The organism is Tardiphaga sp. 862_B3_N4_1 (assembly GCF_051811085.1).
Lineage (GTDB): Bacteria > Pseudomonadota > Alphaproteobacteria > Rhizobiales > Xanthobacteraceae > Tardiphaga > Tardiphaga robiniae.
The window spans coordinates 569,097-590,392 of sequence record NZ_JBPWQB010000002.1 but is presented as its reverse complement, the minus strand read 5'-3'; the positions used below and the strand labels follow the sequence as shown (position 1 = coordinate 590,392).

General features: G+C 62.9%; 21 protein-coding genes. 11 read left to right on the top strand and 10 right to left on the bottom strand.

The genetic code is table 11. From position 1 onward, the window contains the following. Positions 1–42: 42 nt before the first annotated feature. Positions 43–1,641 (bottom strand): ABC transporter substrate-binding protein, encoded by a 1,599-nt coding sequence (locus AB8B02_RS20030; RefSeq protein WP_231079357.1) that lies wholly within the window; start codon positions 1,639–1,641, stop codon positions 43–45. Positions 1,642–1,875: 234 nt separating this feature from the next. Between AB8B02_RS20030 and AB8B02_RS20025 the strand changes: the two genes are divergently transcribed. The 7 genes from AB8B02_RS20025 to AB8B02_RS19995 all read left to right on the top strand — a co-directional run bounded on the left by AB8B02_RS20025 (position 1,876) and on the right by AB8B02_RS19995 (position 9,236). Continuing rightward, a complete protein-coding gene (locus AB8B02_RS20025; protein ID WP_439064974.1) occupies positions 1,876–3,543 on the top strand; it encodes an ABC transporter substrate-binding protein in 1,668 nt (555 codons plus the stop codon). Between the two features lie 175 nt (positions 3,544–3,718). Further along, complete coding sequence (locus tag AB8B02_RS20020; RefSeq protein ID WP_089265970.1) at positions 3,719–4,672, top strand: ABC transporter permease; 954 nt, start codon at positions 3,719–3,721, stop codon at positions 4,670–4,672. A 28-nt stretch (positions 4,673–4,700) separates the two neighbouring features. Then, positions 4,701–5,579, top strand: coding sequence for an ABC transporter permease (locus tag AB8B02_RS20015; protein ID WP_170849596.1), 879 nt, complete (start codon positions 4,701–4,703; stop codon positions 5,577–5,579). Between the two features lie 4 nt (positions 5,580–5,583). Continuing rightward, the gene (locus tag AB8B02_RS20010; protein ID WP_439064973.1) at positions 5,584–6,645 is read left to right on the top strand and encodes an ABC transporter ATP-binding protein; all 1,062 of its coding nucleotides are present in this window, start codon (positions 5,584–5,586) and stop codon (positions 6,643–6,645) included. A 1-nt stretch (position 6,646) separates the two neighbouring features. Continuing rightward, a complete protein-coding gene (locus tag AB8B02_RS20005) occupies positions 6,647–6,844 on the top strand; it encodes a hypothetical protein (RefSeq protein WP_439064972.1) in 198 nt (65 codons plus the stop codon). Then, positions 6,841–8,256, top strand: a complete 1,416-nt coding sequence (locus tag AB8B02_RS20000) for an amidase (RefSeq protein ID WP_439064971.1) — start codon at positions 6,841–6,843, stop codon at positions 8,254–8,256. The genes AB8B02_RS20005 and AB8B02_RS20000 overlap by 4 nt, the downstream gene beginning before the upstream one ends. Continuing rightward, the gene (locus AB8B02_RS19995; protein WP_439064970.1) at positions 8,253–9,236 is read left to right on the top strand and encodes an ABC transporter ATP-binding protein; all 984 of its coding nucleotides are present in this window, start codon (positions 8,253–8,255) and stop codon (positions 9,234–9,236) included. The genes AB8B02_RS20000 and AB8B02_RS19995 overlap by 4 nt, the downstream gene beginning before the upstream one ends. Positions 9,237–9,243: 7 nt before the next feature. Here AB8B02_RS19995 and AB8B02_RS19990 read toward each other — a convergent pair whose 3' ends face one another. The 3 genes from AB8B02_RS19990 to AB8B02_RS19980 all read right to left on the bottom strand — a co-directional run bounded on the left by AB8B02_RS19990 (position 9,244) and on the right by AB8B02_RS19980 (position 11,701). Further along, positions 9,244–9,732 carry a CinA family protein gene (locus AB8B02_RS19990; RefSeq protein WP_439064969.1) on the bottom strand — a complete coding sequence of 163 codons (489 nt, stop codon included), beginning with the start codon at positions 9,730–9,732 and terminating at the stop codon, positions 9,244–9,246. Next, positions 9,729–10,700 carry an MBL fold metallo-hydrolase gene (locus tag AB8B02_RS19985; RefSeq protein WP_439064968.1) on the bottom strand — a complete coding sequence of 324 codons (972 nt, stop codon included), beginning with the start codon at positions 10,698–10,700 and terminating at the stop codon, positions 9,729–9,731. The genes AB8B02_RS19990 and AB8B02_RS19985 overlap by 4 nt, the downstream gene beginning before the upstream one ends. An 86-nt stretch (positions 10,701–10,786) precedes the next feature. Beyond that, positions 10,787–11,701, bottom strand: a complete 915-nt coding sequence (locus tag AB8B02_RS19980; RefSeq protein WP_439064967.1) for a transcriptional regulator GcvA — start codon at positions 11,699–11,701, stop codon at positions 10,787–10,789. Between the two features lie 137 nt (positions 11,702–11,838). Here AB8B02_RS19980 and AB8B02_RS19975 point away from each other — a divergent pair, with 137 nt between their 5' ends. Then, a complete protein-coding gene (locus AB8B02_RS19975; RefSeq protein WP_439064966.1) occupies positions 11,839–12,042 on the top strand; it encodes a DUF1127 domain-containing protein in 204 nt (67 codons plus the stop codon). Between the two features lie 30 nt (positions 12,043–12,072). Beyond that, the gene (locus AB8B02_RS19970; RefSeq protein WP_439064965.1) at positions 12,073–12,684 is read left to right on the top strand and encodes a GNAT family N-acetyltransferase; all 612 of its coding nucleotides are present in this window, start codon (positions 12,073–12,075) and stop codon (positions 12,682–12,684) included. A 108-nt stretch (positions 12,685–12,792) separates the two neighbouring features. Here AB8B02_RS19970 and AB8B02_RS19965 read toward each other — a convergent pair whose 3' ends face one another. Beyond that, entirely contained in the window at positions 12,793–13,632 is an 840-nt protein-coding gene (locus AB8B02_RS19965) for an oxidoreductase (RefSeq protein WP_439064964.1), read from the bottom strand. A 118-nt stretch (positions 13,633–13,750) separates the two neighbouring features. Here AB8B02_RS19965 and AB8B02_RS19960 point away from each other — a divergent pair, with 118 nt between their 5' ends. Then, a complete protein-coding gene (locus AB8B02_RS19960) occupies positions 13,751–14,659 on the top strand; it encodes a LysR family transcriptional regulator (RefSeq protein ID WP_439064963.1) in 909 nt (302 codons plus the stop codon). A gap of 7 nt (positions 14,660–14,666) precedes the next feature. On the opposite strand, the gene AB8B02_RS19955 is transcribed toward AB8B02_RS19960, so the two are convergent. Both AB8B02_RS19955 and AB8B02_RS19950 read right to left on the bottom strand, forming a co-directional pair. Then, entirely contained in the window at positions 14,667–15,500 is an 834-nt protein-coding gene (locus tag AB8B02_RS19955; protein ID WP_439064962.1) for an enoyl-CoA hydratase, read from the bottom strand. Between the two features lie 21 nt (positions 15,501–15,521). Next, positions 15,522–16,223 (bottom strand): SDR family NAD(P)-dependent oxidoreductase, encoded by a 702-nt coding sequence (locus tag AB8B02_RS19950; protein ID WP_439064961.1) that lies wholly within the window; start codon positions 16,221–16,223, stop codon positions 15,522–15,524. A gap of 91 nt (positions 16,224–16,314) precedes the next feature. Here AB8B02_RS19950 and AB8B02_RS19945 point away from each other — a divergent pair, with 91 nt between their 5' ends. Next, positions 16,315–18,072, top strand: coding sequence for an acyl-CoA dehydrogenase family protein (locus AB8B02_RS19945; protein WP_439064960.1), 1,758 nt, complete (start codon positions 16,315–16,317; stop codon positions 18,070–18,072). Positions 18,073–18,086: 14 nt separating this feature from the next. Here the strand turns inward: AB8B02_RS19945 and AB8B02_RS19940 are convergent, their stop codons facing one another. From AB8B02_RS19940 to AB8B02_RS19930, 3 genes are all read right to left on the bottom strand, one after another. After that, entirely contained in the window at positions 18,087–19,232 is a 1,146-nt protein-coding gene (locus tag AB8B02_RS19940) for an alpha/beta fold hydrolase (protein WP_439065906.1), read from the bottom strand. Positions 19,233–19,308: 76 nt separating this feature from the next. Then, positions 19,309–20,547 (bottom strand): class I SAM-dependent RNA methyltransferase, encoded by a 1,239-nt coding sequence (locus tag AB8B02_RS19935; protein WP_439064959.1) that lies wholly within the window; start codon positions 20,545–20,547, stop codon positions 19,309–19,311. Next, positions 20,540–21,295, bottom strand: coding sequence for a TlyA family RNA methyltransferase (locus AB8B02_RS19930; RefSeq protein WP_439064958.1), 756 nt, complete (start codon positions 21,293–21,295; stop codon positions 20,540–20,542). The genes AB8B02_RS19935 and AB8B02_RS19930 overlap by 8 nt, the downstream gene beginning before the upstream one ends. Between the last annotated feature and the right edge of the window lies 1 nt (position 21,296).

The following is a 21,296-nucleotide window of genomic DNA, read 5'->3' as shown; positions in this document are numbered from 1 at the left end:
TGCTCGGCGGCGCTTCCTGATTTCGCAGTGGACCAGAGAGGCTCAGTCCAGACCAATCGTGGTCAGGTCCTGGAACCAGTGCTGGGCCTGCACGAACTTCTTCACCTTCGGCGACAGCGCATGCGGGTTGGTGTCGTGAACGACCCAGACCAGCACGGCGTCGTCGACGATCTGCGCATGGGCTTCGGCCAGCAACTCGTCCTGCTTCTTCGGATCGAAGGTGTTCTTGGCTTCGTCGATCAGCGCATCGACCTTCGGGTTCTTGTAGCCGCCCCAGTTCACGCCGACCGGTGCGATCTGGCCGGAGTGAAAAAAGCGGACGATGGCGTACAAGGGATCCGAGGTGACGTAGGCGATGTTGTTGGACGTGATGCCCTTCATGCTCTCGTCAGCCGCGCCCTTGCGCCACGCGGTGTAGAGCACTTCGAGTTCGACGACCTTGAATTCGACCTCGACGCCGATTTCCTTGAAGCTCTGCTGCAGGAATTCGTTGATCGGCAATGACAGCATTTGGCCGGTGCCGCCATTGGCGATGATGAAGGTCGCCTTCAGCGGCTTCTCCGGGCCGTAGCCGGCTTCCTTCACCAGCTTCTTGGCTTCGGCCAGATCATATTTGATCTTGAAGGTCGGCTTGCCGAACCACGGGCTCGACGGATCGACCTGGCCGATGGCGGGCTTGGCGAGACCGTTCATCAGCGCGACGACGGCATCGCGATCGATGGCGAGGTTCAGCGCCTTGCGCAGGCGGACGTCGGTCCAGGGCGAACCCGGCAGCACGCTGAGGTGATAATTCCAGACATGCGGCGTGACGTTGTCGACGATCTTCATGCCGGCGCCCTTGAGCTGCGGCACAGCGTCGGGAGCAGGGGTCTCGATCAGATCGACCTGACCGGCGAGCAGGGCATTGGTGCGGGTGAGCGCTTCCGGCATCGGGACGAGCACGAGCTTGTCAGCTTTCGGGATACGCTTCTTGTCCCAATAGTCGGAGTTTTTGCTGAGTTCGGCGAGTTCACGCGGCACGAGCTTGGTCAGCTTGAACGGACCGGTGCCCGAGGGCTGCGATGCGAACTTGTCCCAGTCCTTGCCGACCTTCTCGTACTGCGCCGGGCTGGAGACCAGGAACCAGAGCATCTGATAGGGGAAGAAGGAGTCGACGTTCTTGGTGGTGATCTCGACGGTGCCGTCATCGATCTTGGCGTAGCTCGCGACCGAGGGCAGACGGGTCTTGACCTGCGCGCTCTGGCGCTTGTCGAATTGCGGCGCCTTCTCGTTCAGCACCTTGTCGAGATTCCAGATCACCGCATCGGCGTTGAAGTCGCTGCCGTCGTGAAACTTGACACCCTTGCGCAAGGTGAAGCGCCACTTGGTCTTGTCGGTATCGTCGACCTTCCATTCGGTGGCGAGGCCGGGAATGAGTTTGCCGGGACGATCGGCGACATCCATTTCCCAGGCGACGAGCGGATCGTAGATCGTGTAGCCGGTGAACTGGTAGCCTCCGGCGCCGCGATCAGGCTGGCCTGTGGTCAGCGGCACGTCCGCCATCGAGATGCCATAGCGCACCACCGTTTCGGCTTGCGCCGGCGCGGCTGCACCTATGGCGGCGGCGATGGCCGCAACAAATAACGAGCTTCGAACGCGCATAAACCAGACTCCGTATGGTGGGATATTGTCCGCCAGATACCTGCAATCCTGATGCCAGATTGGGCATATCGAACGGTTGGTGTGTGCTGGTGTGCTGCAGTGCCGCAGTTTGAGTCATTGCGGTGCAAGGTTGCAGGCCTTGGCACAAGCGTTGCATAAGAATTAGCCAGTTTAGAACAAGCCAACACTGGCGAAAGCCAACGTGTCATCCAAAGCCAAGAGGGACTGATTACGATGCGTATCGAAAAGCCGACAAAGAGCCGTCTCGCGACAGCAATCACCTTGCTGACGCTTGCCACGGCCCTGACCTTGCCACAGGTGGCGCGCGCCGAAACGGTGCTGCGCATCGGCATGACCGCTGCCGATATTCCGCGCACGCTCGGCCAGCCCGATCAGGGCTTCGAAGGCAATCGTTTCACCGGCAATACGATGTATGACGGCCTGACCGGCTGGGATCTGTCGTCCGCGACCAAAGCGAGTGTTGTTATCCCGGCGCTCGCCACTGAGTGGGCAGTGGACGACGCCGACAAGAAGAAATGGACCTTCAAGCTGCGTCCCGGCGTCACATTCCACGACGGTTCGGCCTTCAATGCGGATGCCGTGGTCTGGAATGTGGACAAGGTGCTCAAACAAGATGCAGTCCAGTTCGACGCCAGCCAGGTCGGTGTAACCGCCTCGCGCATGCCGACCCTGGTGTCCGCGAAGAAGATCGACGACATGACCGTCGAACTGACCACCAAGGAGCCGGACTCCTTCCTGCCGATCAATCTTACCAACCTCTTTATGGCGAGCCCCACCAAGTGGCAGGCGCTGTTCGACAAGGCCGAAGGCGCCGATGCCAAGGCCAAGTCGCAGGCCGCATGGGCGGCCTTCGCGCGCGAAGCCTCCGGCACCGGCCCGTGGAAGATGTCGAAGTTCACGCCGCGCGAGCGTCTCGAACTGGTGAAGAACGACGCCTACTGGAACAAGGACCGCGTTCCGAAGACCGACAAGATGGTGCTGCTGCCGATGCCGGAAGCCAACGCACGCACCGCTGCGCTGCTGTCCGGTCAGGTCGACTGGGTCGAGGCGCCGGCGCCTGACGCCGTCAAGGAAATCACCGCACGCGGCTTCAAGATCGAGAAGAACGAGCAGCCGCATGTCTGGCCGTGGCAGTTCTCCCGTGCCGAAGGCTCGCCGTGGAACGACATCCGCGTCCGCAAGGCCGCCAATCTCTGCATCGATCGCGAAGGCCTGAAGGACGGTCTGCTCGCCGGCCTGATGGTGCCGGCAAGCGGCACTTTCGAGCCGGGCCACCCCTGGCGCGGCAAGCCGAGTTTCGAGATCAAGTATGACCTGAAGGCTGCACAAGCGTTGATGAAGGAAGCCGGTTACGGTCCCACCAAGAAGCTCGAAGTGAAGACGCAGACCTCGGCGTCCGGCTCCGGCCAGATGCTGCCGCTGCCGATGAACGAATATCTGCAGCAGGCGCTGGCGGAGTGCTACTTCGACGTCAAGCTCGACGTTATCGAATGGAACACGCTGTTCACCAACTGGCGCCGCGGCGTCAAGGATCCCTCGGCGAACGGCTCCAACGCCACCAACGTCACCTATGCGGCGATGGATCCGTTCTTCGCACTGGTTCGCTTCCTGCAGTCGTCGATGGCACCGCCGGTCTCGAACAATTGGGGCTTCATCAACAATCCGAAGTTCGATGAACTCGTGACCAAGGCACGCACCACCTTCGATGCGACGGCACGTGATGCGGCTCTGGCCGAGCTGCACGCCGCGTCGGTCGATGACGCAGCCTTCCTCTACGTGGCCCATGACGTCGGTCCGCGTGCGCTGAGCCCGAAGATCAAGGGCTTCGTGCAGCCGAAGAGCTGGTTCGTCGACTTCTCGCCGGTGTCGATCACGCCGTAAGCAACAAGCGAATATCGGCCGCATATTGTGCAGCCGATATTCGCACGAACCTCTCCACGTCATGGCCGGGCTTGACCCGGCCATCCACGCCTTCTTCGCTGCAAAGACGTGGATGCCCGGGTCAGGCCCGGGCATGACGAACGAGGGGGCAGAGTTTCTGAATCGAAGGTGATCAGTGTTCGTCTACATCGCGCGACGCGTCGTCTATGTGATTCCTATCGTCCTCAGCGTGGCGCTGGTGTGTTTCCTGCTGGTGCACATTACGCCCGGGGATCCTCTCGTTGCCATTCTTCCCGCTGACGCATCGCAGGAGCTGGCGCAGCAACTGCGCGTCGCCTACGGCTTCGATCGTCCGCTGCCGGTGCAGTTCGGCCTTTGGCTGTGGCGCGCGCTACACGGCGATCTCGGCAGCTCCATCGCCACCGGACGTCCTGTTCTGGCGGAGGTGATGAAAGCCGTCGGCAATACCGTGACGCTGGCGATCGCCGCCGCCGCCATCGGCTTCACGCTCGGTCTGTTCTTCGGGCTGATCGCCGGCTACTTCCGCGATACCTGGATCGACAAGGTCGCGACCTCGATTGCCATCGCCGGCGTCTCCGTGCCGCATTACTGGCTCGGCATGGTGCTGGTCATCATCTTCTCGGTGCAGCTCAATTGGCTGCCTGCGGTCGGTGCCGGGCCGGGCGGTTCGGGCTCATGGGCCTGGGACTGGGAGCACATCAAATATCTCGTGCTGCCGGCGATCACGACATCGGTCATTCCGATGGGCATCGTGACGCGCACAGTGCGCGCGCTTACCGGCGATATCCTGTCGCAGGATTTCGTCGAAGCGCTGCGCGCCAAGGGCTTGCAAGAAACCAAGGTGTTTCGTCACGTCATCAAGAACGCTGCGCCGACGGCGCTGGCCGTGATGGGCCTGCAGCTTGGCTACATGCTCGGCGGTTCGATCCTGATCGAGACTGTGTTCTCGTGGCCCGGTTCGGGGCTTCTTTTGAACTCCGCAATCTTCCAGCGCGACCTGCCGCTGCTGCAGGGCACGATCCTGGTGCTGGCGCTGTTCTTCGTGTTCCTCAATCTTCTGGTCGATATCGCGCAGGCGTCGATCGATCCGCGCATCAAGCGGAGCTGACCATGCTGGATATCCTCTCATGACCGCGATGACAGACACTGCACTGCAGGCGGCGCCTGCCACCAAGGCCCGCGGCTATTGGGCCACGGTCGGCCGCCGCATCGTGCGCGACAAGGTCAGCATGGCCTGCGCGTTCATTCTGCTGCTGATCTTCCTGGCAGCGATCTTTGCGCCCTATCTGCATCTCGCAGATCCCTATCAGGGCTCCATGATCCGCCGTTTGCGTTTCATCGGCACACCCAACTATCCGCTCGGCACCGACGAACTCGGTCGCGACATGCTGGCCAGGTTGATCTATGGCGGGCGACTGTCGCTGCTGATCGGCATCCTGCCGGTGATCCTTGCCTTCTTCATCGGGACGGGGCTTGGCGTTGTGGCCGGCTATGTCGGAGGGAAGCTCAATACCGCGATCATGCGCACCGTCGACGTGTTCTACGCGTTCCCCTCGGTTCTGCTGGCCATTGCGATTTCCGGTGCCCTGGGCGCCGGCATCGTCAATTCGATCGTGTCGCTGACCATCGTGTTCGTGCCGCAGATCACGCGCGTCGCCGAGAGCGTCACGACTGGCGTGCGCAACATGGACTATGTGGAAGCGGCACGTGCCTCCGGCGCGAACGCCTTCACCATCATGCGGGTGCACATGCTCGGCAACGTGCTGGGCTCCATCTTCGTCTACGCGACCGGCCTGATCTCGGTGTCGATGATCCTCGCCGCCGGTCTGTCGTTCCTCGGCCTCGGCACCAAGCCGCCGGAGCCGGAATGGGGTCTGATGCTGAACACGCTGCGCACTGCGATCTACGTCAATCCATGGGTGGCAGCACTCCCCGGCGCGATGATCTTCGCCGTGTCGATCTGTTTCAATCTGCTGAGCGACGGCATGCGCAGTGCCATGGACATCCGGAACTGATGGCATGAGTGATATTGTAGAAGAAATCGACAAGCTGGAACCGCTCGAAGATATTGGCGGTGTTGCGCAGCCGCTGTTACAGGTGGTCAGCCTGACCAAGCATTTCCCGGTACGCGGCGGGCTGTTCGCGCCGAGCAAGACCGTGCGCGCGGTGGACGATGTGTCCTTCGCCATCGCCAAGGGGGAGACTGTCGGCATCGTCGGCGAGTCCGGTTGCGGCAAGTCCACCACGGCGCGGCTGCTGATGCATCTGATGCCGCGCAATTCCGGCGATATCATCTATGACGGCCGCACCGTCGGGCGCGAACTTTCGCTGCGCGAGCTGCGCCGCGGCATGCAGATGGTGTTTCAGGACAGCTATGCGTCGCTCAACCCGCGCCTGACCATCGAGGAATCGATCGCCTTCGGACCGAAGGTGCACGGCATGGCCGACAAGGCCGCGCGACTGCTGGCGCGCGAGCTGCTCGGCAAGGTTGGCTTGCGGCCCGAGACATTCGCCAACCGCTATCCGCATGAGGTCTCCGGTGGCCAGCGTCAGCGTGTCAACATCGCGCGTGCGCTCGCGCTGTCGCCGCGTCTTGTCATTCTCGATGAGGCCGTCTCGGCGCTCGACAAGTCGGTCGAGGCGCAGGTGCTCAACCTGCTGGTCGATCTCAAGCGCGAGTTCGGCCTGACCTATCTGTTCATCAGCCACGATCTCAACGTGGTGCGCTATATCTCCGACCGCGTGCTGGTGATGTATCTCGGTGAGGTTGTCGAACTCGGGCCGGTGGACGAGGTCTGGGACGGGCCGGCGCATCCCTATACCCGCGCGCTGCTCGCGGCGATGCCATCGTCCGATCCTGACAAGCGCACGGAAACGCCGCCGATCACCGGAGATCCGCCGAACCCGATCGATCCACCGTCCGGTTGTCGTTTCCACACACGCTGCCCCTTTGCCGAAGCGATGTGCGGGGAGGCGACGCCGAAACTGACTGAAATCACGGTGACTGGCCATCAGGCTGCCTGTTACATGGCGATCCCGGGTTCGGGACACAGCAAAGCACCTGCCGCAGGAGTGCACTGACATGACCAAACCGACTGCCAAGCAGATCAAGGCGCTGACCGAAGTCAGCGGCCTTCCCGCATCCGACGAGGTTGCCGAGCGCATCGCCAATTCGATCGGCCCGGCGTTCGAAGGATTCGCGGCTGTGTCCGGGACCCTACCGTTCGATCTCGAACCCGCGACCTTCCTCGCTGTCCAGAATACCAAGGCTGCCAAATGAGCGTCACCGAACCCGCATTGCTGTCGCTGACGGAAGTCGCCGACGCTATCGCCACGAAGAAGATTTCGTCGCGCGAAGCCACGCAGTCGTGCCTCGATCGCGCCGTGAAATCGCAGCCGAGCCTCAACGCCTATATGTCGATCGAGGCCGATGCAGCGCTGAAGGCGGCGGACGCGGCCGATGCGTCGCTCGCTAGGGGGCAAAGCCGCGGCGTGCTGCATGGGGTGCCGCTGGCGCACAAGGACATGTATTACGACGAGGGACATGTCGTGACCTGCGGCTCGCATATTCGCCGCGACTGGGTTGCAACTACCACGGCGACATCGCTGCAGCGCCTGAAGGATGCCGGCACGGTGCGGCTCGGTTCGTTGCAGATGGTCGAATTCGCTTATGGCCCGCTCGGTCACAACGTGCATTACGGCGCCGTGCATAACCCGTGGCATGTCGATCACGTCACGGGTGGTTCGTCGTCGGGTTCGGGCTCGGCCGTCGCAGCGCGTTTGACTTTTGCAGCGCTGGGCTCGGACACCGGCGGATCGATCCGCCTGCCGGCGCATTTCTGCGGCGTCTCCGGTTTGAAGACGACCGTCGGTCTGGTCAGCCGCGCCGGTGCGATGCCGCTGTCGCAATCGCTCGATACGGTCGGCCCGCTGGCGCGGACCGTCGAGGATTGCGCGCTGCTGACCGGCCTGATGGCTGGTGCCGATCCGCTCGATCCAACCACCAGCACGCGCCCTGTGCCGGACTACATGGCGGCGACGTGTGCGTCCGCCAAAGGCATGACGGTCGGCATTCCCAAGGCATTCTATGTCGACGACCTCGACGCCGACACGGCTGCGATCTTGCAGAACACCATCGCGACGCTGAAGGATGAAGGCGTCAAGATCGTCGAGGTTGATCTGCCCAATCAGGGTCAGCTCACGGCGGCCTGCCAGTTCGTGCTCGCGACGGAAGCCGCGGCGATGCATAAGCGCTGGATGATCGAGCGGCCGCAGGATTACGGCGCGCAGGTCCTGATGCGGTTACAGAACGGTCTGGCGATCACTGGCGTCTCCTATATCGAGGCGCTGCGCTGGCGCGGTCCTGCGCTTGCGGCCTATCTCGCTGCGGTGACCGGCACTGACGCCGTGCTCGCACCGGTCTCGCCCGGGGCGGCTCCGACCATTGCCGAGACCGATGTCGGCAACAGCTCTGGCGCCGAAGCGATGATCCAGCGCCTGACGCGCTTCACGCGGCCGATCAATTATCTCGGTCTGCCCGGTCTCTCGATCCCGGCGGGTTTCACCAAGTCGAAACTTCCGGTGGGCATGCAGCTGATCGGTCGCCCGTTCGATGAAGCAACGCTGCTGACCATCGGTGCCGCCTTCCAGCGCGCCACGGACTTCCACAAACAGTGCCCGGAGTTGGCATGAGCAATCTTGTCGAGGTTCGCAATCTCAACGTCCGGTTCGGCGGCGAACGCACCGTCTATGCAGTCAACGATCTCAACCTGACGCTCGGCGAAGGCGAGGTGCTCGGGCTGCTCGGCGAGTCCGGTTCGGGCAAGAGCGTTACCTTGCGCGCGCTGATGCGGCTGCTGCCGAAGAAGCGCACGCGGATCACCGGCACGGTGAATGTGCTCGGCAAGGACGTTCTGGCGCTCGATGATGATGAGCTCTCGGCGTTTCGCGGCCAGACGGTGTCGATGATCTTCCAGGAACCGGCGCTGGCGCTGGACCCCGTCTATACGATCGGCCAGCAGATCGCCGAAAGCGTGATGCGGCACGAGGGCAAGAGCCAGGCCGAGGGCGTGAAGCGCGCGCTCGAAATGCTTGAGGTCGTGCGTATCCCCTCCGCCAAGCGTCGCCTCGATGCCTATCCGCATGAAATGTCCGGCGGCATGCGGCAGCGCGCAATGATCGCGCTGGCATTGGCCTGCAAGCCGAAGATCCTGCTCGCGGATGAGCCGACCACTGCGCTCGATGCCACCGTGCAGATCCAGATCCTGTTGCTGCTGCGCGAGCTGCAGCGCGAATTCGGCATGTCGATCATCTTCGTCACGCACGATATCGGCGTGGCCATCGAAATCTGCGATCGCGTGGCCGTGATGTATGCCGGCCAGATCGTCGAACAGGGCACGCTAAGCCAGATCGTACGCTCGGCCGTGCATCCCTATCCGCAGGGGCTGCTGGCCTCCACCGTGCACGGCGCCAAGCGCGGGGCGCGTCTGGAGACGATTCCGGGTACGCCGCCGTCGCTCGACAAGCCGCCGGTGAATTGCTCCTTCGCGCCGCGCTGCAAATTCGCCCAGCCGCGTTGCGTCGAGGCGGCGCCGCCGAATGTCGAACTCGCCGACAATCGTGTGGTGCGGTGTATTCTGGCGGAGCAGGCGGCAGCGGCACTGCCGGCCTGACGCCTTCTTACCCCGCCAAATTCTTCAGCAGGAACGTCAGCGCCGTCTGCGCGAAACTGTGCATGTTGCCGGAGCGGTCGTTGCTGCCGGTCTCCAGCGTCATGACCTCGTTTCGCGGGCCGGCGACGGCCATGCAGCTATGGCCTGCGGCGTCGCCATAACGATTGCCGGAGGGGCCGGTCGCGCCGGTTTCCGACAGGCCCCAGTCACAGCCGAGCCGCTCGCGGATCTGCGTCGCCAGCAGTTGTGCGTAGGGCTCTGAAGACGAGCGCATGCCCGGTATCCGAAACGCATCATCGGAAATATCCATCAGCACACGCCGCGCATCGCGCGTATAGATCACGCCGCCGCCGATGAAATAGGCGGAGGCGCCGGGCACTGTGAGCAGTGCAGCGGAGATCAAACCGCCGGTCGAGGATTCAGCTATGCCGATGGTCTGCTTGCGCGCGATCAGCTCAATGGCAATCTTCTCGGCGAGGGGAATGAGATCTCTCATGACTTCTTCCCCCAAGGTTTTGACCAGGGCCTGATCCACGGCTTTTTCGCCAGTGACCCATAGACAGCGCGAATGAAATTCTTGCTGGCGGTCTCGTTCGGCGCCCATTTGGCGTCGAGATCGGCGAACGGCTTGGCCGCCAGAACCTCGTCCTCGGTCTTGCCCTCCTTGATCAGCTTGGCCATGCGATCGCGCGCCGTCACCAGCATGGTGCGATAGTCGACCAGCGCAGCCTTGTTGGCGAGCGGACCGTGGCCGGGAACGATCTTGGTGTTGTCGTTCGCCAGTTTCAGATAGGCGTCGGTCGCTGCGATCATCCCCTTGATATTGCCGCCGTTGAGGACGTCGATGTTGGGATAGCGGCCGTTGGTGAATGTATCACCGGTCGCAATGACATTGGCGCTCTTGAAGTAGACGTAGGTGTCGCCATCGGTATGTGCGTTGTCGGGATGGCGCAGTTCGGCGATGCGGCCGCGCAGGCTGAGCTTGAGCTGATGCGTGTAGGTGTTGGTCGGCAGCGCCGCCTTCGGCGCGGGCGGATTCTGTGCGCCGGTCAGGAAATTCGTGGTGCCTTTTTTCAGGCGGGTTCTGACCTTGACGTTGGCGACGATGGTCGCGCCTTCATTGGCAAAGGCCTCGTTGCCGCCGGTGTGGTCGCCGTGGAAATGCGTGTTGACCAGATACTTCACCGGCTGCGGCGTCACCGCGGCGATGGCCGCCTTGATCTTGTCGTGCAGCGGGGCAAACTGGCTGTCGACGAGGATGGCGCCCGATTTGGCCGTGGCCAGCGTCATGTTGCCGCCTTGGCCTTCGAGCATGTAGACGCCGTCACCGAGGTCGGTGGTCTTGATCTCGACTTTTGAGAAGTCGGGCGGCGGCGGTGCTGCCGGCGGTGTGGACGCCTGCTGTGCGAGCGCAGGCGCCAGCGCCAGAAGGGTGAAAACCGCGGCCAGTGTCGTCCGATTCATCGCAAGCTCCATTCCGAAACAGGCCAGACTTCTAGCATGTTTCGGATGGCGATCTGCTCCCGAACACGTGATGTCGACAATGCCGATCAGCGGCCAGAACGGTCACGTTCCGGCGGGACCTGCGAGAGCAGCCAGTCGCGAAAGGCCTTCAGCTTCCGCGAGTCGGAAGAGGCTTCGGGGGACACCAGATAGAAGCCGGCGTCGGCGGGCATGCGCATGTCGAAGGGCACCACCAGCCGGCCCTTGGCGAGATCGCCCTCCACATAGGTGGTGCGGCCGATGGCGACGCCGAGGCCGTCGATCGCAGCCTGCAGGGTCATGAAGATCATGTCGAAGGTCAGGCCGGGCTGTTTCGAAATATCGGTTGGCAATCCGGCCGCGGTGAGCCAGAGCCGCCAGTCATCGTCATAGCCGCCGCTCGAATGCAGCAGCGTATAGTCCGCGAGATCCTGCGGCTTCAGCAGCGCCTTCTTTCCGGTGCGAAGCGCCGGGCTGCAGACCGGAAACAGATCGTCCGCCGTCAGCCAGTCGGCGCGGAGGCCAAGCCATTGGCCGCGGCCGTAGCGGATCGCGGCGTCGACATCGCCGCTCTTGAAATCGACCATGCTTGTCGATGTGGTGATGCGCACATCGATATCGGGATGGGCTTTCTGGAACGCTGAGATGCGCGGCAGGAGCCATTTCGATGCCATCGATGCGAGCGTGCTCACCGTCAGCACGTGGTCATTGTCGCGGCGCTTGAGCCGGTCTGTGGCAAGACGCAGGTCGTTGAAGGCGGCGCGAACGCCCGGCAGATAGTCGTGTCCTTGCGGGGTGAGTGCGAGCGCGCGGTTCTGCCGAATGAACAGCTTGAGACCAAGCTCTTCTTCCAGCCGCTTGATCTGATGGCTGATCGCCGTCTGCGTGACGTTCAGCTCGCTTGCCGCATTGGTGAAGCTCAGATGGCGTGCGGCGGCTTCGAAGGCGCGCAGCCCGTTGAGTGACGGCAACCGGGTGCTCATCCGTGCTCTCTCCCCTGGCGATTCACCCTTCGTCCCATCCATGAGTTTGTCTCATGTGATGCGGTGCACAATGTCGTTTGTGCAATGTGAGAATGAAGCCGATATTTCCTAAGTAAATTTAGCTTTAGGAGAGCAAAATGTCTACTTGCACCCATGAATCGATGACAAATCATCATGCTCCGCTCAGCGTGGCGGCCATCGCCGAGACGTTCCACGTCTGGCGGGAGCGCGCCCATCAACGCCGCGAACTGACCCATTGGAGCGAGCGTGACATCCACGACGCCGGCCTTTCGGTGGGCGACGTGATGGCCGAGGCCAGCAAGCCGTTCTGGCGCGCGTAAGGACGGTCCGATCGTCCGGGAGCAACTGTCATGCAACATCTCAACCTCGATGACCTCGGTCAGTATTCCGATGTGGTGTTGTCACGCAGCGGCGCTGCGGTGACGGTTCGGTTTGTCGAGCTTCACGATGCGGACGCGTTACAGGCCTATTTCCGCGGCCTGTCGGTGCGGTCGCGCTACAATCGCCTGATGGGCGCCGCCAGCGAATTGCCGGCGGGGCAGCTGGACAAATTCATCCATGTCGGTGAGGCCGACAGTTTCTCGGTCGTCGCGACGGTCTCGCGCGATGGCTCGGAGACCATTGTCGGCGAGGCCCGCTACGCGTTCGATGAAGCGACGTCCCGTTTCGAACTGGGCCTGTCCGTAGCTGATTCCATGCAAGGGCAGGGCATCGGCCTGGCACTCATGTCCAATTTGGAATGCCGTGCTGCTGCGCTCGGAGCCGACCAGCTCTTCGGAGATACATTGCGCTCAAACGAGGCAATGCTCGCACTGGCCCGTAAGGCCGGCTTCACATTCGCGCCGACGCCGGGCGATTGGAAGCAGGTGCGCTTCGTAAAGCAGATCGATGCGGCGTCAATCGCAAACCCATGTGCGGTCTGGCGCCTCGCAGCGCAATCCCTGCAGCCGATACTTGCCTAAGCGCGGCAACGCTCGCCACGTTTAGGCAAGGTATGATGCGACGAAGCAATTCAATCCGTCTCTAGCTCAGGATTTCTTCGTCGCATCTGCGTGTCTTGAAGACGGCGCCTATGCCGTTCCTTTCGCGAAGTCTGTCGATGTGGCCACGTCGCGCCACGCAGCCAGTTCCTTTTCGACAAAAGCATGCTTGCTCTCAATCCGCGCAACCGTGTCGCTGCCAAGCGGCAGACGGATCGGAGGAGTCTTGGCAGCTGCAAGCTGCATGAAGGCCTTCGCCAGCTTGCTGGGATCGCCGGGCTGCGCGTGATTGACGTCGGCGGCGTGGTTGCGGGTCTTGCCGACGGTGGCGTGATAGTCGCCGATCTCCAGTGCGGTACGCACCAGCGAGTTATCGTCCAGAAAGTCGGTGCGGAAGAAGCCGGGTTCGACCACGGTGACATGGATGCCGAGCGGCGCGACTTCGCCGGCCAGTGCTTCACTGATGCCTTCGACCGCGAACTTGGTCGAGCCATAGACGCCCCAGCCGGGGAAGCCGGCATATCCGCCGACGGATGAAATGTTCATAATGTGACCCGAGCCCTGCCGGCGCATATGCGGCAGCACGGCACGGGTGACGCCGAGCAGGCCGAACACGTTGGTGGCATAGAGGCGTTCGACTTCATTGGCACTGGCTTCCTCGATCGCGCCGAGCAGGCCATAACCGGCATTGTTGACCAGCACATCGATGCGGCCGAATTTCTTCACGGCCTGACCTGCGGCCTCATGGGCCTCGGTCTCGCTGGTGACATCGAGCCGCGTCGCCAGCAGGCGCTCATGGGTGCCGAGACGTGCAGTGACAGCATTGGGATCGCGGGCCGTTGCCACGACGGCATCGCCCTGGGCCAAGGCTTCTGCCGCGATGAGGGCGCCGAAACCGCGGGATGCTCCTGTGATGAACCAGACACGCATGGTGGTCTCTCCTGTGTTGGCCCCGCGTTAGTGCAGGGCTGATGGGAGGAAACTAGCGGCTCGCCAGAACTGAAATAATCCTCTATTTGTTCCATGTGTTCATGAGTCGGATTCAACAATGAGCCTGATCGGCCCGGCCGACCTCGCCACCTTTCTGGCGATTGCCCGGCATCGCAGCTTTCGCAATGCCGCCATTGAGCTGGGCGTATCCGCCTCCGCGCTGAGCCACGCCTTGCGCGGCATCGAGGAGCGTCTTGATGTCCGGCTGGTCAATCGCACCACCCGCAGCGTCGCGCTGACGGAGGCGGGCGAGCGGTTGTTCGCGCGGGTCAGTCCGGCGTTTCAGGACATCAATGATGCGCTGGAGGACCTCAACCATTTTCGCGGCAAGCCGGCGGGGACGTTGCGCTTCAACGCCGCCCGGCAATCCGCACAGCTCGTGCTGCTGCCGATCGTCACGCGATTTCTGAAAGCCTATCCGGAGATCAATGTCGAGATTGCCGTGAATGACGGTCTTGTCGACATGGTCTCGGCCGGTTTCGATGCGGGCATCCGCTTCGGCGAAACTGTTGCGGCGGACATGATTGCCGTGCCGATCGGCCCGCGGCAGCGATCGGCGGTCGTTGCGTCACCCGGCTTCTTCAAGCAACACAAGCCGCCGCAGACGCCGCACGAGCTGAAAGACCTGCCGTGTATCCGCTATCGCTTCTGGGGTGGCGCGCTGTATCGCTGGGAGTTCGAGCGCGGTGGCATCGAGGTCGAGATCGATGTCGCGGGCACGCTCACTTTGAACGATCAGGACCTGATGGTGGACGCTGCGCTGGACGGAGCCGGACTGGCTTACGTGTTCGAAGGGCAGGTCGAGGAGTTGATCGCCAAGCGCAAGCTGGTGCGGGTCCTCGCTGATTGGTGCCCGGCCTATCCCGGCTTCTTCATGTATTATCCCAGCCGCCGACAACTGCCGGCGGCATTGCGGGCCTTTGTCGATTTTGCCAAGACGCCGGCTTTAGTGAAGTCGAAGGTTTAGATGCGCATCAGTTGCCTTTGAAGTTCGGCTTGCGCTTCTCGATGAAGGCTTGCACCGCCTCGCGGTGATCTGCCGTCATGGTCGTGCGGATCAGCCGCTCGGCCTCATGGTCCCGCGCCGTCGCAAAATCGAAGGCCAGTGCCTCATCGAGATTGTCCTTCATGTAGCGCAACGCCAGCGTCGGCCCCTGCGCCATGCCGCGCGCCAGTGCGAAAGCCTCGTCCTGCAGCCTGTCGTCCGGCACCACGCGGTTGAACAGCCCGATGGCTTCGGCGCGGGTTGCCTCGACTTTGTCGGCAGTGAACATCAGCTCGCGCGCGCGGGCCGTGCCGACAAGACGCGTCAGCAGCCAGGCGATGCCGTAATCGCCGCTGAGGCCGACGCGCAGATAGCCGGTGGAAACGAAAGCCGATTGCGCCGCGATGCGGATGTCGCAGGCCATGGCTATGGCAAGGCCGGCGCCTGCAGCGGGGCCGGGCAGGGCGGCAATGGTCGGCTTGCGTACGGCGACCAGCGCACCGGTCAGCAGGCGCTGGCGCTCCTGCAGGTCGGCAACGCGTTCGTCGAAGGACATATCGAGCGTGGACTGCTTGCGATGAGCGCCCATGCCCTTCACGTCCCCGCCGGAGCAGAAGGCCGTGCCGGCGCCTGTAATCAGTAGCGCGCCGACATCGGGGTTTTCGCCGCAGGTGCGGATCATTGTGCGCAATGCAGGCGTGAGATGGTCCGACAGCGAGTTGCGCGCTTCCGGCCGGTTCAGGGTGATGACGGCAACGCGCTCGCGGATCTCGCACAGCAGCTCACCGGTGCCGGTGTTGATGACCTGTACGGCTTCACTCATGTATCTCGCCCCGTTCTCGCGTCAGAATTTTTCGACCCATGGACGGATTTCGAGCTCCGAACTCCAGGCACTGCGCGGCTGCTGTAGCACGTTCCAGTAATTCATGGCGATGGCATCGGGGTCGAGCATCGAGTCCGGCCTGTCCGCTGGCTCAACGCGGACTGAACTGCGAATGCCGCCATCGATGACAAAGTGGGCGATGTGGATCCCTTGCGGTGCAAACTCGCGGGCCAACGACTGCGCCATTCCGCGCAACGCGAACTTGCCCATGGCGAAGGGTGCCGATTGTGCGAAGCCTTTGATACTCGCGGAGGCACCAGTGAACAGGATGGCGCCGTGCTTGTTGGGCAACATGCGCTGCAATGCCTGTTGCGCGACCAGAAATCCGCCGAAGGCGCTAACGGCGATGGATTGTGCAACATCGGGAGGTGCGAGCTCGATGAAAGGCCCACGGGCGCGTTGGCTGGCGTTGTAGACGACGATATCGGGCGCGCCGATCTGGCGTTCGACATCTGCAAACAGCTTGGCGACATCTCCGGCCTGGGTCGCGTCGCAGGCAAAGGCCTTGGCGCCGGTCTCCTGGCACAGCGCATCCAGCTTGCCGGGATTGCGGGCGGCGAGTGCGACGCGGATGCCCTGTTTGGACAGCAGCCTCGCCAGCGATGCGCTGATGCCCCCACCGACGCCGACGATCAAAGCGGTTTCGTAATGCGGAATTTCCATGGATCAAATCTCCGGCTGGGGCACTTTATTCGCTGGCGCGGCAGGCGCATGATGAAGATGGAAACGCAACTGCCAAACACAAGAGGCCGTCATGAACGCCCACGCCCAGATTGCCGCCAATCTGATCGCACCCGACACGTCCGGCATGAATTTCTACCGGGCCGATCCGGCACTGACCGATTTGCTGCGTATTCATCTGCCGGAGGATCTGTTCAACCATATCGAGCCGCATCTCGATCGGCTGGGCGGTCTTGTCGGTGGGCCGCTCGATGAAGCCGGGCGGATGGCCGACAAGCATGGACCCGTGCTGCATCAGCGCGACAAGTTCGGCCAGGACGTGCAGTGGGTCGAATATCACCCGGCCTATCGCGAACTGGAGAACGCAGCCTTCGGCGAGTTCGGCATTCACGCGCTGTCGCATCGCAAGGGCATTATGGGCTGGCCCTCGACCTATCCGGTGGCGGCCAAACACGCCTTTACGTTCCTGTTCAACCAGGCCGAGTTCGGCATGGGCTGCCCGATCAATGTCACCGACGGTGCTGCGAAGCTGCTGTCGAATTACGGCGACGATGCGCTCAAGGCGAAATATCTCGACGGGCTGACGCAGACCGACATGAGCAAGCTGACCCAGGGCGGCCAGTTCATGACCGAGAAGGAAGGCGGCTCCGACGTCGGCAAGCTGACGACGCGGGCCGTGCAGGAGGGCGATCACTGGCGGCTGTATGGAGAAAAGTGGTTCTGCTCCAATGCCGATGCGAAGGTCGTGATGCTGCTGGCGCGGCCGGAAGGTGCGGTCGGCGGCACCAAGGGCGTCGGCCTGTTCCTGATGCCGCGGACGCTCGATGACGGCACGCCCAATCACTACCGGATCGTGCGCCTGAAGGACAAGCTCGGCACGCGGTCGATGGCATCAGGTGAGATCAAGCTTGAGGGCGCTATCGCTTATGCTGTCGGCAAGCTCGATCGCGGCTTCGTGCAGATGGCCGAGATGGTGAATTCGTCGCGCCTGTCGAATGGCGTGAAGTCGACCTCGCTGATGCGCCGCGCCTGGCACGATGCGATGGCAGTCGCGCGTGGACGTGTCGTGTTCGGCCAGCGCATTATCGACATGCCGCTGGCGCGGCGGCAGTTGATGAAGATCATGCTGGCGACCGAGCAGGCGTTGTCGATGAGCTTCCTCACCGCGGATGCGCTGGACCGTGCAGAGGCCGGCAGCCAGGACGCTGCAGCACTGCTGCGGATCCTGACGCCGACGCTGAAATTCCGTGCTACCCGTGACGCGCGCAAGGTCTGCGGCGACGCGATGGAGATGCGCGGCGGTGTCGGTTACATCGAGGAATTCGCCACCGCGCGGCTGCTGCGCGATGCGCATCTCGGCTCGATCTGGGAAGGCACCGGTAATATCGTCGCGCTCGATGCGCTGACACGTGCGGTTGGGCGGCACGGCGCGGAGGCTGCGCTTGCTGCCGACTTGCATGCGCGGCTCGATGACTCGCCAAGCGTGCCGCAGGCATGGCGGGATCGCCTGCGCGGTCTGACAGACAAGGCGATCGACTTTGCCCGTGAGGTGGCTGCACGTTCGGACAATGAGGGCGATGCCCGCCGCGCAACGAGCTCGCTGTATCATGTGGCCAGCGCCGTGGCACTCACATGGGAGGCGCACCGCATCCACGCCCGGCGCGGCGACGCCCGGCGCCTGCTGCTGTCGCGCCTCGTCATCGATCATCGCCTGATGGCGCCCGATCCGTTTGCTGTGATCGAAAGCGAAACCCAGAAGCAGATCGTCGCGCATCTGCTGGGTGAGCGCGATGTCAGCATGGAGGAGGCCAGTCGGCTGATGCTGGCCTGACCTGATCGCAGGGACTATGAGCGCGGACCGTTATCTTTCAGGAACTTGAGCAGCAAGCGGCTGACCTCTTGTGGTTGTTCCTGCTGCACCCAATGGCCTGCGCCGTCGATCAGGTGCACCGCGCGCATATTCGTGCAGGCGCTGTTTTGCATCGTCTCGATGGCGCCGGGACGCTGATAGATGCCCCAGTCCTGCTTGCCCGAAATGAAAGCTGAAGGGACGTCGATGGTGCGACCGGCAAAGGTCTCGTAGTCGGCATTGAACGCGCCTGTCGTGTTACAGCGGTACCATTGCAATCCGCCCTGGAAGCCGGTGCGGGCATATTCACCGGCATAGAAGGCCAGTTCATTGTCCGGCAGCCATTTGCATGATGCGATCTGTTCAGGCGTCGGCATCTCTGCCGCGACGGTCACGGCCATGGTCTGGTCGCGGTCCATCACATAATAGGTCGGCAGTTTCGCAAGTTCATTCGCCGTCCAGCCCTGCAATGGAGTGGGCGTGTTGCCCGGCCAGTCCGCACTCTTGTGATGATAATAGGCGCGCAGGAAATCATGCACACCTTGTGGCGCATGTTGCATATGAGCGTTGGCATCGCGTGTGGCGTAATACCACTGATAGTGGATGCGCGGCCGCGGCAATGCCGCGAGGTCGCGATGCACGGGATCTTCGGCCTTCGGCAGTGCCGGCTGATCGGCGGTGCCGAATGGCAGCGGCGGAGGCCCGGCAAAGGGCGCGCTCATCAGCACAACGGATCTGAAGATGTCCGGCCGCACCAGCGCACACCAGGCTGCGACCGAGCTGCCATAGTCGTGTCCGACCACGGCGTCGACATGGCGATAGCCGAAAGCTGCGACCAGCCCTACCGCGTCGCGCACGAGGTTGAGCAGATTGAAGGGACGCAGATCGCCATCATAGTCCGCGCTCCAGCCGGTGGTGCGGCCATAGCCGCGCTGGTCGGGCGCAATCACGTGATAGCCGGCAGCGGCAAGCTGCGGCATCACCTTGCGCCAGCTGAAGGCCAGCTCGGGAAATCCGTGCACCAGCAGGATGCAGGGCCGGCCCTTGGTTTCGAAGCCGGCCTCCAGCACATGGACGCGCAAACCGTTGATGTCCTCGACAAAGCGCGAGCGAATTCCAGCCGGCAGAATGTTGGGATCGATGGGTGTCACGTCGCCTCCATGCTGCACTTGTGCGGCAGCGTGAGTGCACTCCAGCGCAAGCACCGTGAAAAGACAACTAGCGTTTGAAGCGGGCCACCAATTCGATATGGGGCGTATGCCGGAACTGGTCCACGGGTGTGACGCGGTCGAGCTTGTAGCCGCCATCGATCAGGGTCTTTGCATCGCGTGCGAAGGTCTGGACGTTGCACGACACGGCGACGACGACGGGGATCCTGCTGGCCGCGAGCCGTTCGACTTGTGCCTGCGCGCCCTGGCGCGGCGGATCGAACACGACAGCGTCGAAGTCGCGCAATTCCTGCGGCACCAGTGGACGGCGAAACAGGTCGCGCATCTCTGCCTTGATGGGCTTCAGGCCCTTGGTGTCCTTGATGGCCTGCTGCAGCGATGTGATCGCGCCTGCATCGCTATCGAAAGCTGTAATCTTCGACTTGGTGGCCAACCGCAGCGCGAAGGGACCGATGCCGCAGAACAGGTCGGCAATGTTCTTCGCGCCTTTGCCGAGCTGGAGCACAAGCGCCGCCAATGTCTCTTCACCGGCGGCCGTGGCCTGCAGGAATGAGCCCGGCGGCAGTGTAACCTGCGCGCTGCCCATCGTGACCACAGGCGGTACGCGCATCAGCACGAGTTCACCATGCCGCGTGAGGCGTGCCAGTTTGTGCGCCTCGGCGATGCGCGACAGCGCTGTGATGATAGCGGTCGGCAATGGCCCGGTGCCGCGGACGTCGATATCGAGTCCGTTGCTGGCCGCCGTCACCTGAATGTCCAAGGGCTTGCTGACCGGCTTCAACACCTCGGCCAGCGCGCGCGCTGCATCGAGCGCGCCATCCAGCGCGGGATCCAGAATCGGGCACGCGTCGATAGCGATGATGGCGTGGCTTGCCGATGCCGCGAAGCCGACACGCAGTCCGCCATCGCTGCCACGCCGGGCATGCAACGTCACGCGACGGCGGCCGGCGCCATGGGCATCGACGATCGGATCGACCGGGCAAGTGATCTTCGCCTGCGCCAGCGTGTCGATCACGATCTGGCGCTTCCAGGCCTGATAGGGATCGGGTTGCCAATGCTGGATGGCGCAGCCGCCGCAGCGCGTGAAGTAGGTGCAGAACGGATCAATTCGTTCCGAGCTGGCGGTGTCGATCTGCAGCAATCGTCGACGCTCCGGATGTTCGTCGTCGCGTTCCGTCTCGACGATCTCATGCGCCAGCGTGTAGGGCACGAACAGCGACGCGCCACTGGTGAGGCTGACGCCGTCGCCGCGCTGGCCGACATGATCGATGGTCAGGTGTTCAGCCACGCCGGGCACCCATGAAGAACTCGATATTGCCATCGCCGCCTGTGATCGACGACGGGAAGACCTCGATATCGGTGCAGCCGAGCGTCCTGGCAAAATCCGTGATGTCGTCGCAGATGGCCTGATGCACGGCAGCGTTCTTGATGATGCCGCGCTTGGATTGCTTCCGGTCGGCCTCGAATTGCGGCTTGATCAGCGCCAGCAGACTCATCGGCGCCGCGGCGAGCGACAGCGCGATGGGCAGTACCGCCTTCAACGAAATGAAGCTGACATCGATCACGACCACATCCGGGCGGGCCGGCAGGCGCTTGTTCTCATAGCTGCGGATATCCGTTTCTTCCATCGAGATGATTTTCGGATGGCCGTGCAGCGATGGATGAAGCTGGCTGTGCCCGACATCGATGGAGAAGACCATGCTGGCGCCGTTGGCGAGCAGCACTTCTGTAAAACCGCCGGTGGAGGCGCCGACGTCGAGGCAGACGTGGTCCTCGATCTCGATCGGATATAGCTCGAGCGCGCCGGCCAGCTTGACCCCGCCGCGCGAGACCCAGGGATGCGCCGGTTCAGCCTCGATCGCGGCGTCGAGCAGTAGCGGTTCTGACGCTTTGGCGACCGCTTTGCCGTTGGCCTTCACAAGCCCCGCTTCGATGGCGGCTTGCGCACGCGCGCGGCTTTCGAAAATTCCGCGGTCGACGAGAAGCGTATCGGCGCGTTTGCGCGGCGCGGCAGCAGTGTTCTGAGATTTCGTCATG

What these genes read in the sequence shown, in the direction of transcription:
- AB8B02_RS19985 (WP_439064968.1), bottom strand. Translation starts at nt 10,700, where the DNA reads ATGAATCGGACGACACTGGCCGCGGTTTTCACCCTTCTGGCGCTGGCG.
- AB8B02_RS19965 (WP_439064964.1), bottom strand. Translation starts at nt 13,632, where the DNA reads ATGCGTGTCTGGTTCATCACAGGAGCATCCCGCGGTTTCGGCGCCCTC.
- AB8B02_RS20030 (WP_231079357.1), bottom strand. Translation starts at nt 1,641, where the DNA reads ATGCGCGTTCGAAGCTCGTTATTTGTTGCGGCCATCGCCGCCGCCATA.
- AB8B02_RS20025 (WP_439064974.1), top strand. Translation starts at nt 1,876, where the DNA reads ATGCGTATCGAAAAGCCGACAAAGAGCCGTCTCGCGACAGCAATCACC.
- AB8B02_RS19930 (WP_439064958.1), bottom strand. Translation starts at nt 21,295, where the DNA reads ATGACGAAATCTCAGAACACTGCTGCCGCGCCGCGCAAACGCGCCGAT.
- AB8B02_RS20015 (WP_170849596.1), top strand. Translation starts at nt 4,701, where the DNA reads ATGACAGACACTGCACTGCAGGCGGCGCCTGCCACCAAGGCCCGCGGC.
- AB8B02_RS20000 (WP_439064971.1), top strand. Translation starts at nt 6,841, where the DNA reads ATGAGCGTCACCGAACCCGCATTGCTGTCGCTGACGGAAGTCGCCGAC.
- AB8B02_RS19975 (WP_439064966.1), top strand. Translation starts at nt 11,839, where the DNA reads ATGTCTACTTGCACCCATGAATCGATGACAAATCATCATGCTCCGCTC.
- AB8B02_RS19950 (WP_439064961.1), bottom strand. Translation starts at nt 16,223, where the DNA reads ATGGAAATTCCGCATTACGAAACCGCTTTGATCGTCGGCGTCGGTGGG.
- AB8B02_RS19995 (WP_439064970.1), top strand. Translation starts at nt 8,253, where the DNA reads ATGAGCAATCTTGTCGAGGTTCGCAATCTCAACGTCCGGTTCGGCGGC.
- AB8B02_RS19980 (WP_439064967.1), bottom strand. Translation starts at nt 11,701, where the DNA reads ATGAGCACCCGGTTGCCGTCACTCAACGGGCTGCGCGCCTTCGAAGCC.
- AB8B02_RS20010 (WP_439064973.1), top strand. Translation starts at nt 5,584, where the DNA reads ATGAGTGATATTGTAGAAGAAATCGACAAGCTGGAACCGCTCGAAGAT.
- AB8B02_RS19990 (WP_439064969.1), bottom strand. Translation starts at nt 9,732, where the DNA reads ATGAGAGATCTCATTCCCCTCGCCGAGAAGATTGCCATTGAGCTGATC.
- AB8B02_RS19955 (WP_439064962.1), bottom strand. Translation starts at nt 15,500, where the DNA reads ATGAGTGAAGCCGTACAGGTCATCAACACCGGCACCGGTGAGCTGCTG.
- AB8B02_RS19945 (WP_439064960.1), top strand. Translation starts at nt 16,315, where the DNA reads ATGAACGCCCACGCCCAGATTGCCGCCAATCTGATCGCACCCGACACG.
- AB8B02_RS20005 (WP_439064972.1), top strand. Translation starts at nt 6,647, where the DNA reads ATGACCAAACCGACTGCCAAGCAGATCAAGGCGCTGACCGAAGTCAGC.
- AB8B02_RS19970 (WP_439064965.1), top strand. Translation starts at nt 12,073, where the DNA reads ATGCAACATCTCAACCTCGATGACCTCGGTCAGTATTCCGATGTGGTG.
- AB8B02_RS19960 (WP_439064963.1), top strand. Translation starts at nt 13,751, where the DNA reads ATGAGCCTGATCGGCCCGGCCGACCTCGCCACCTTTCTGGCGATTGCC.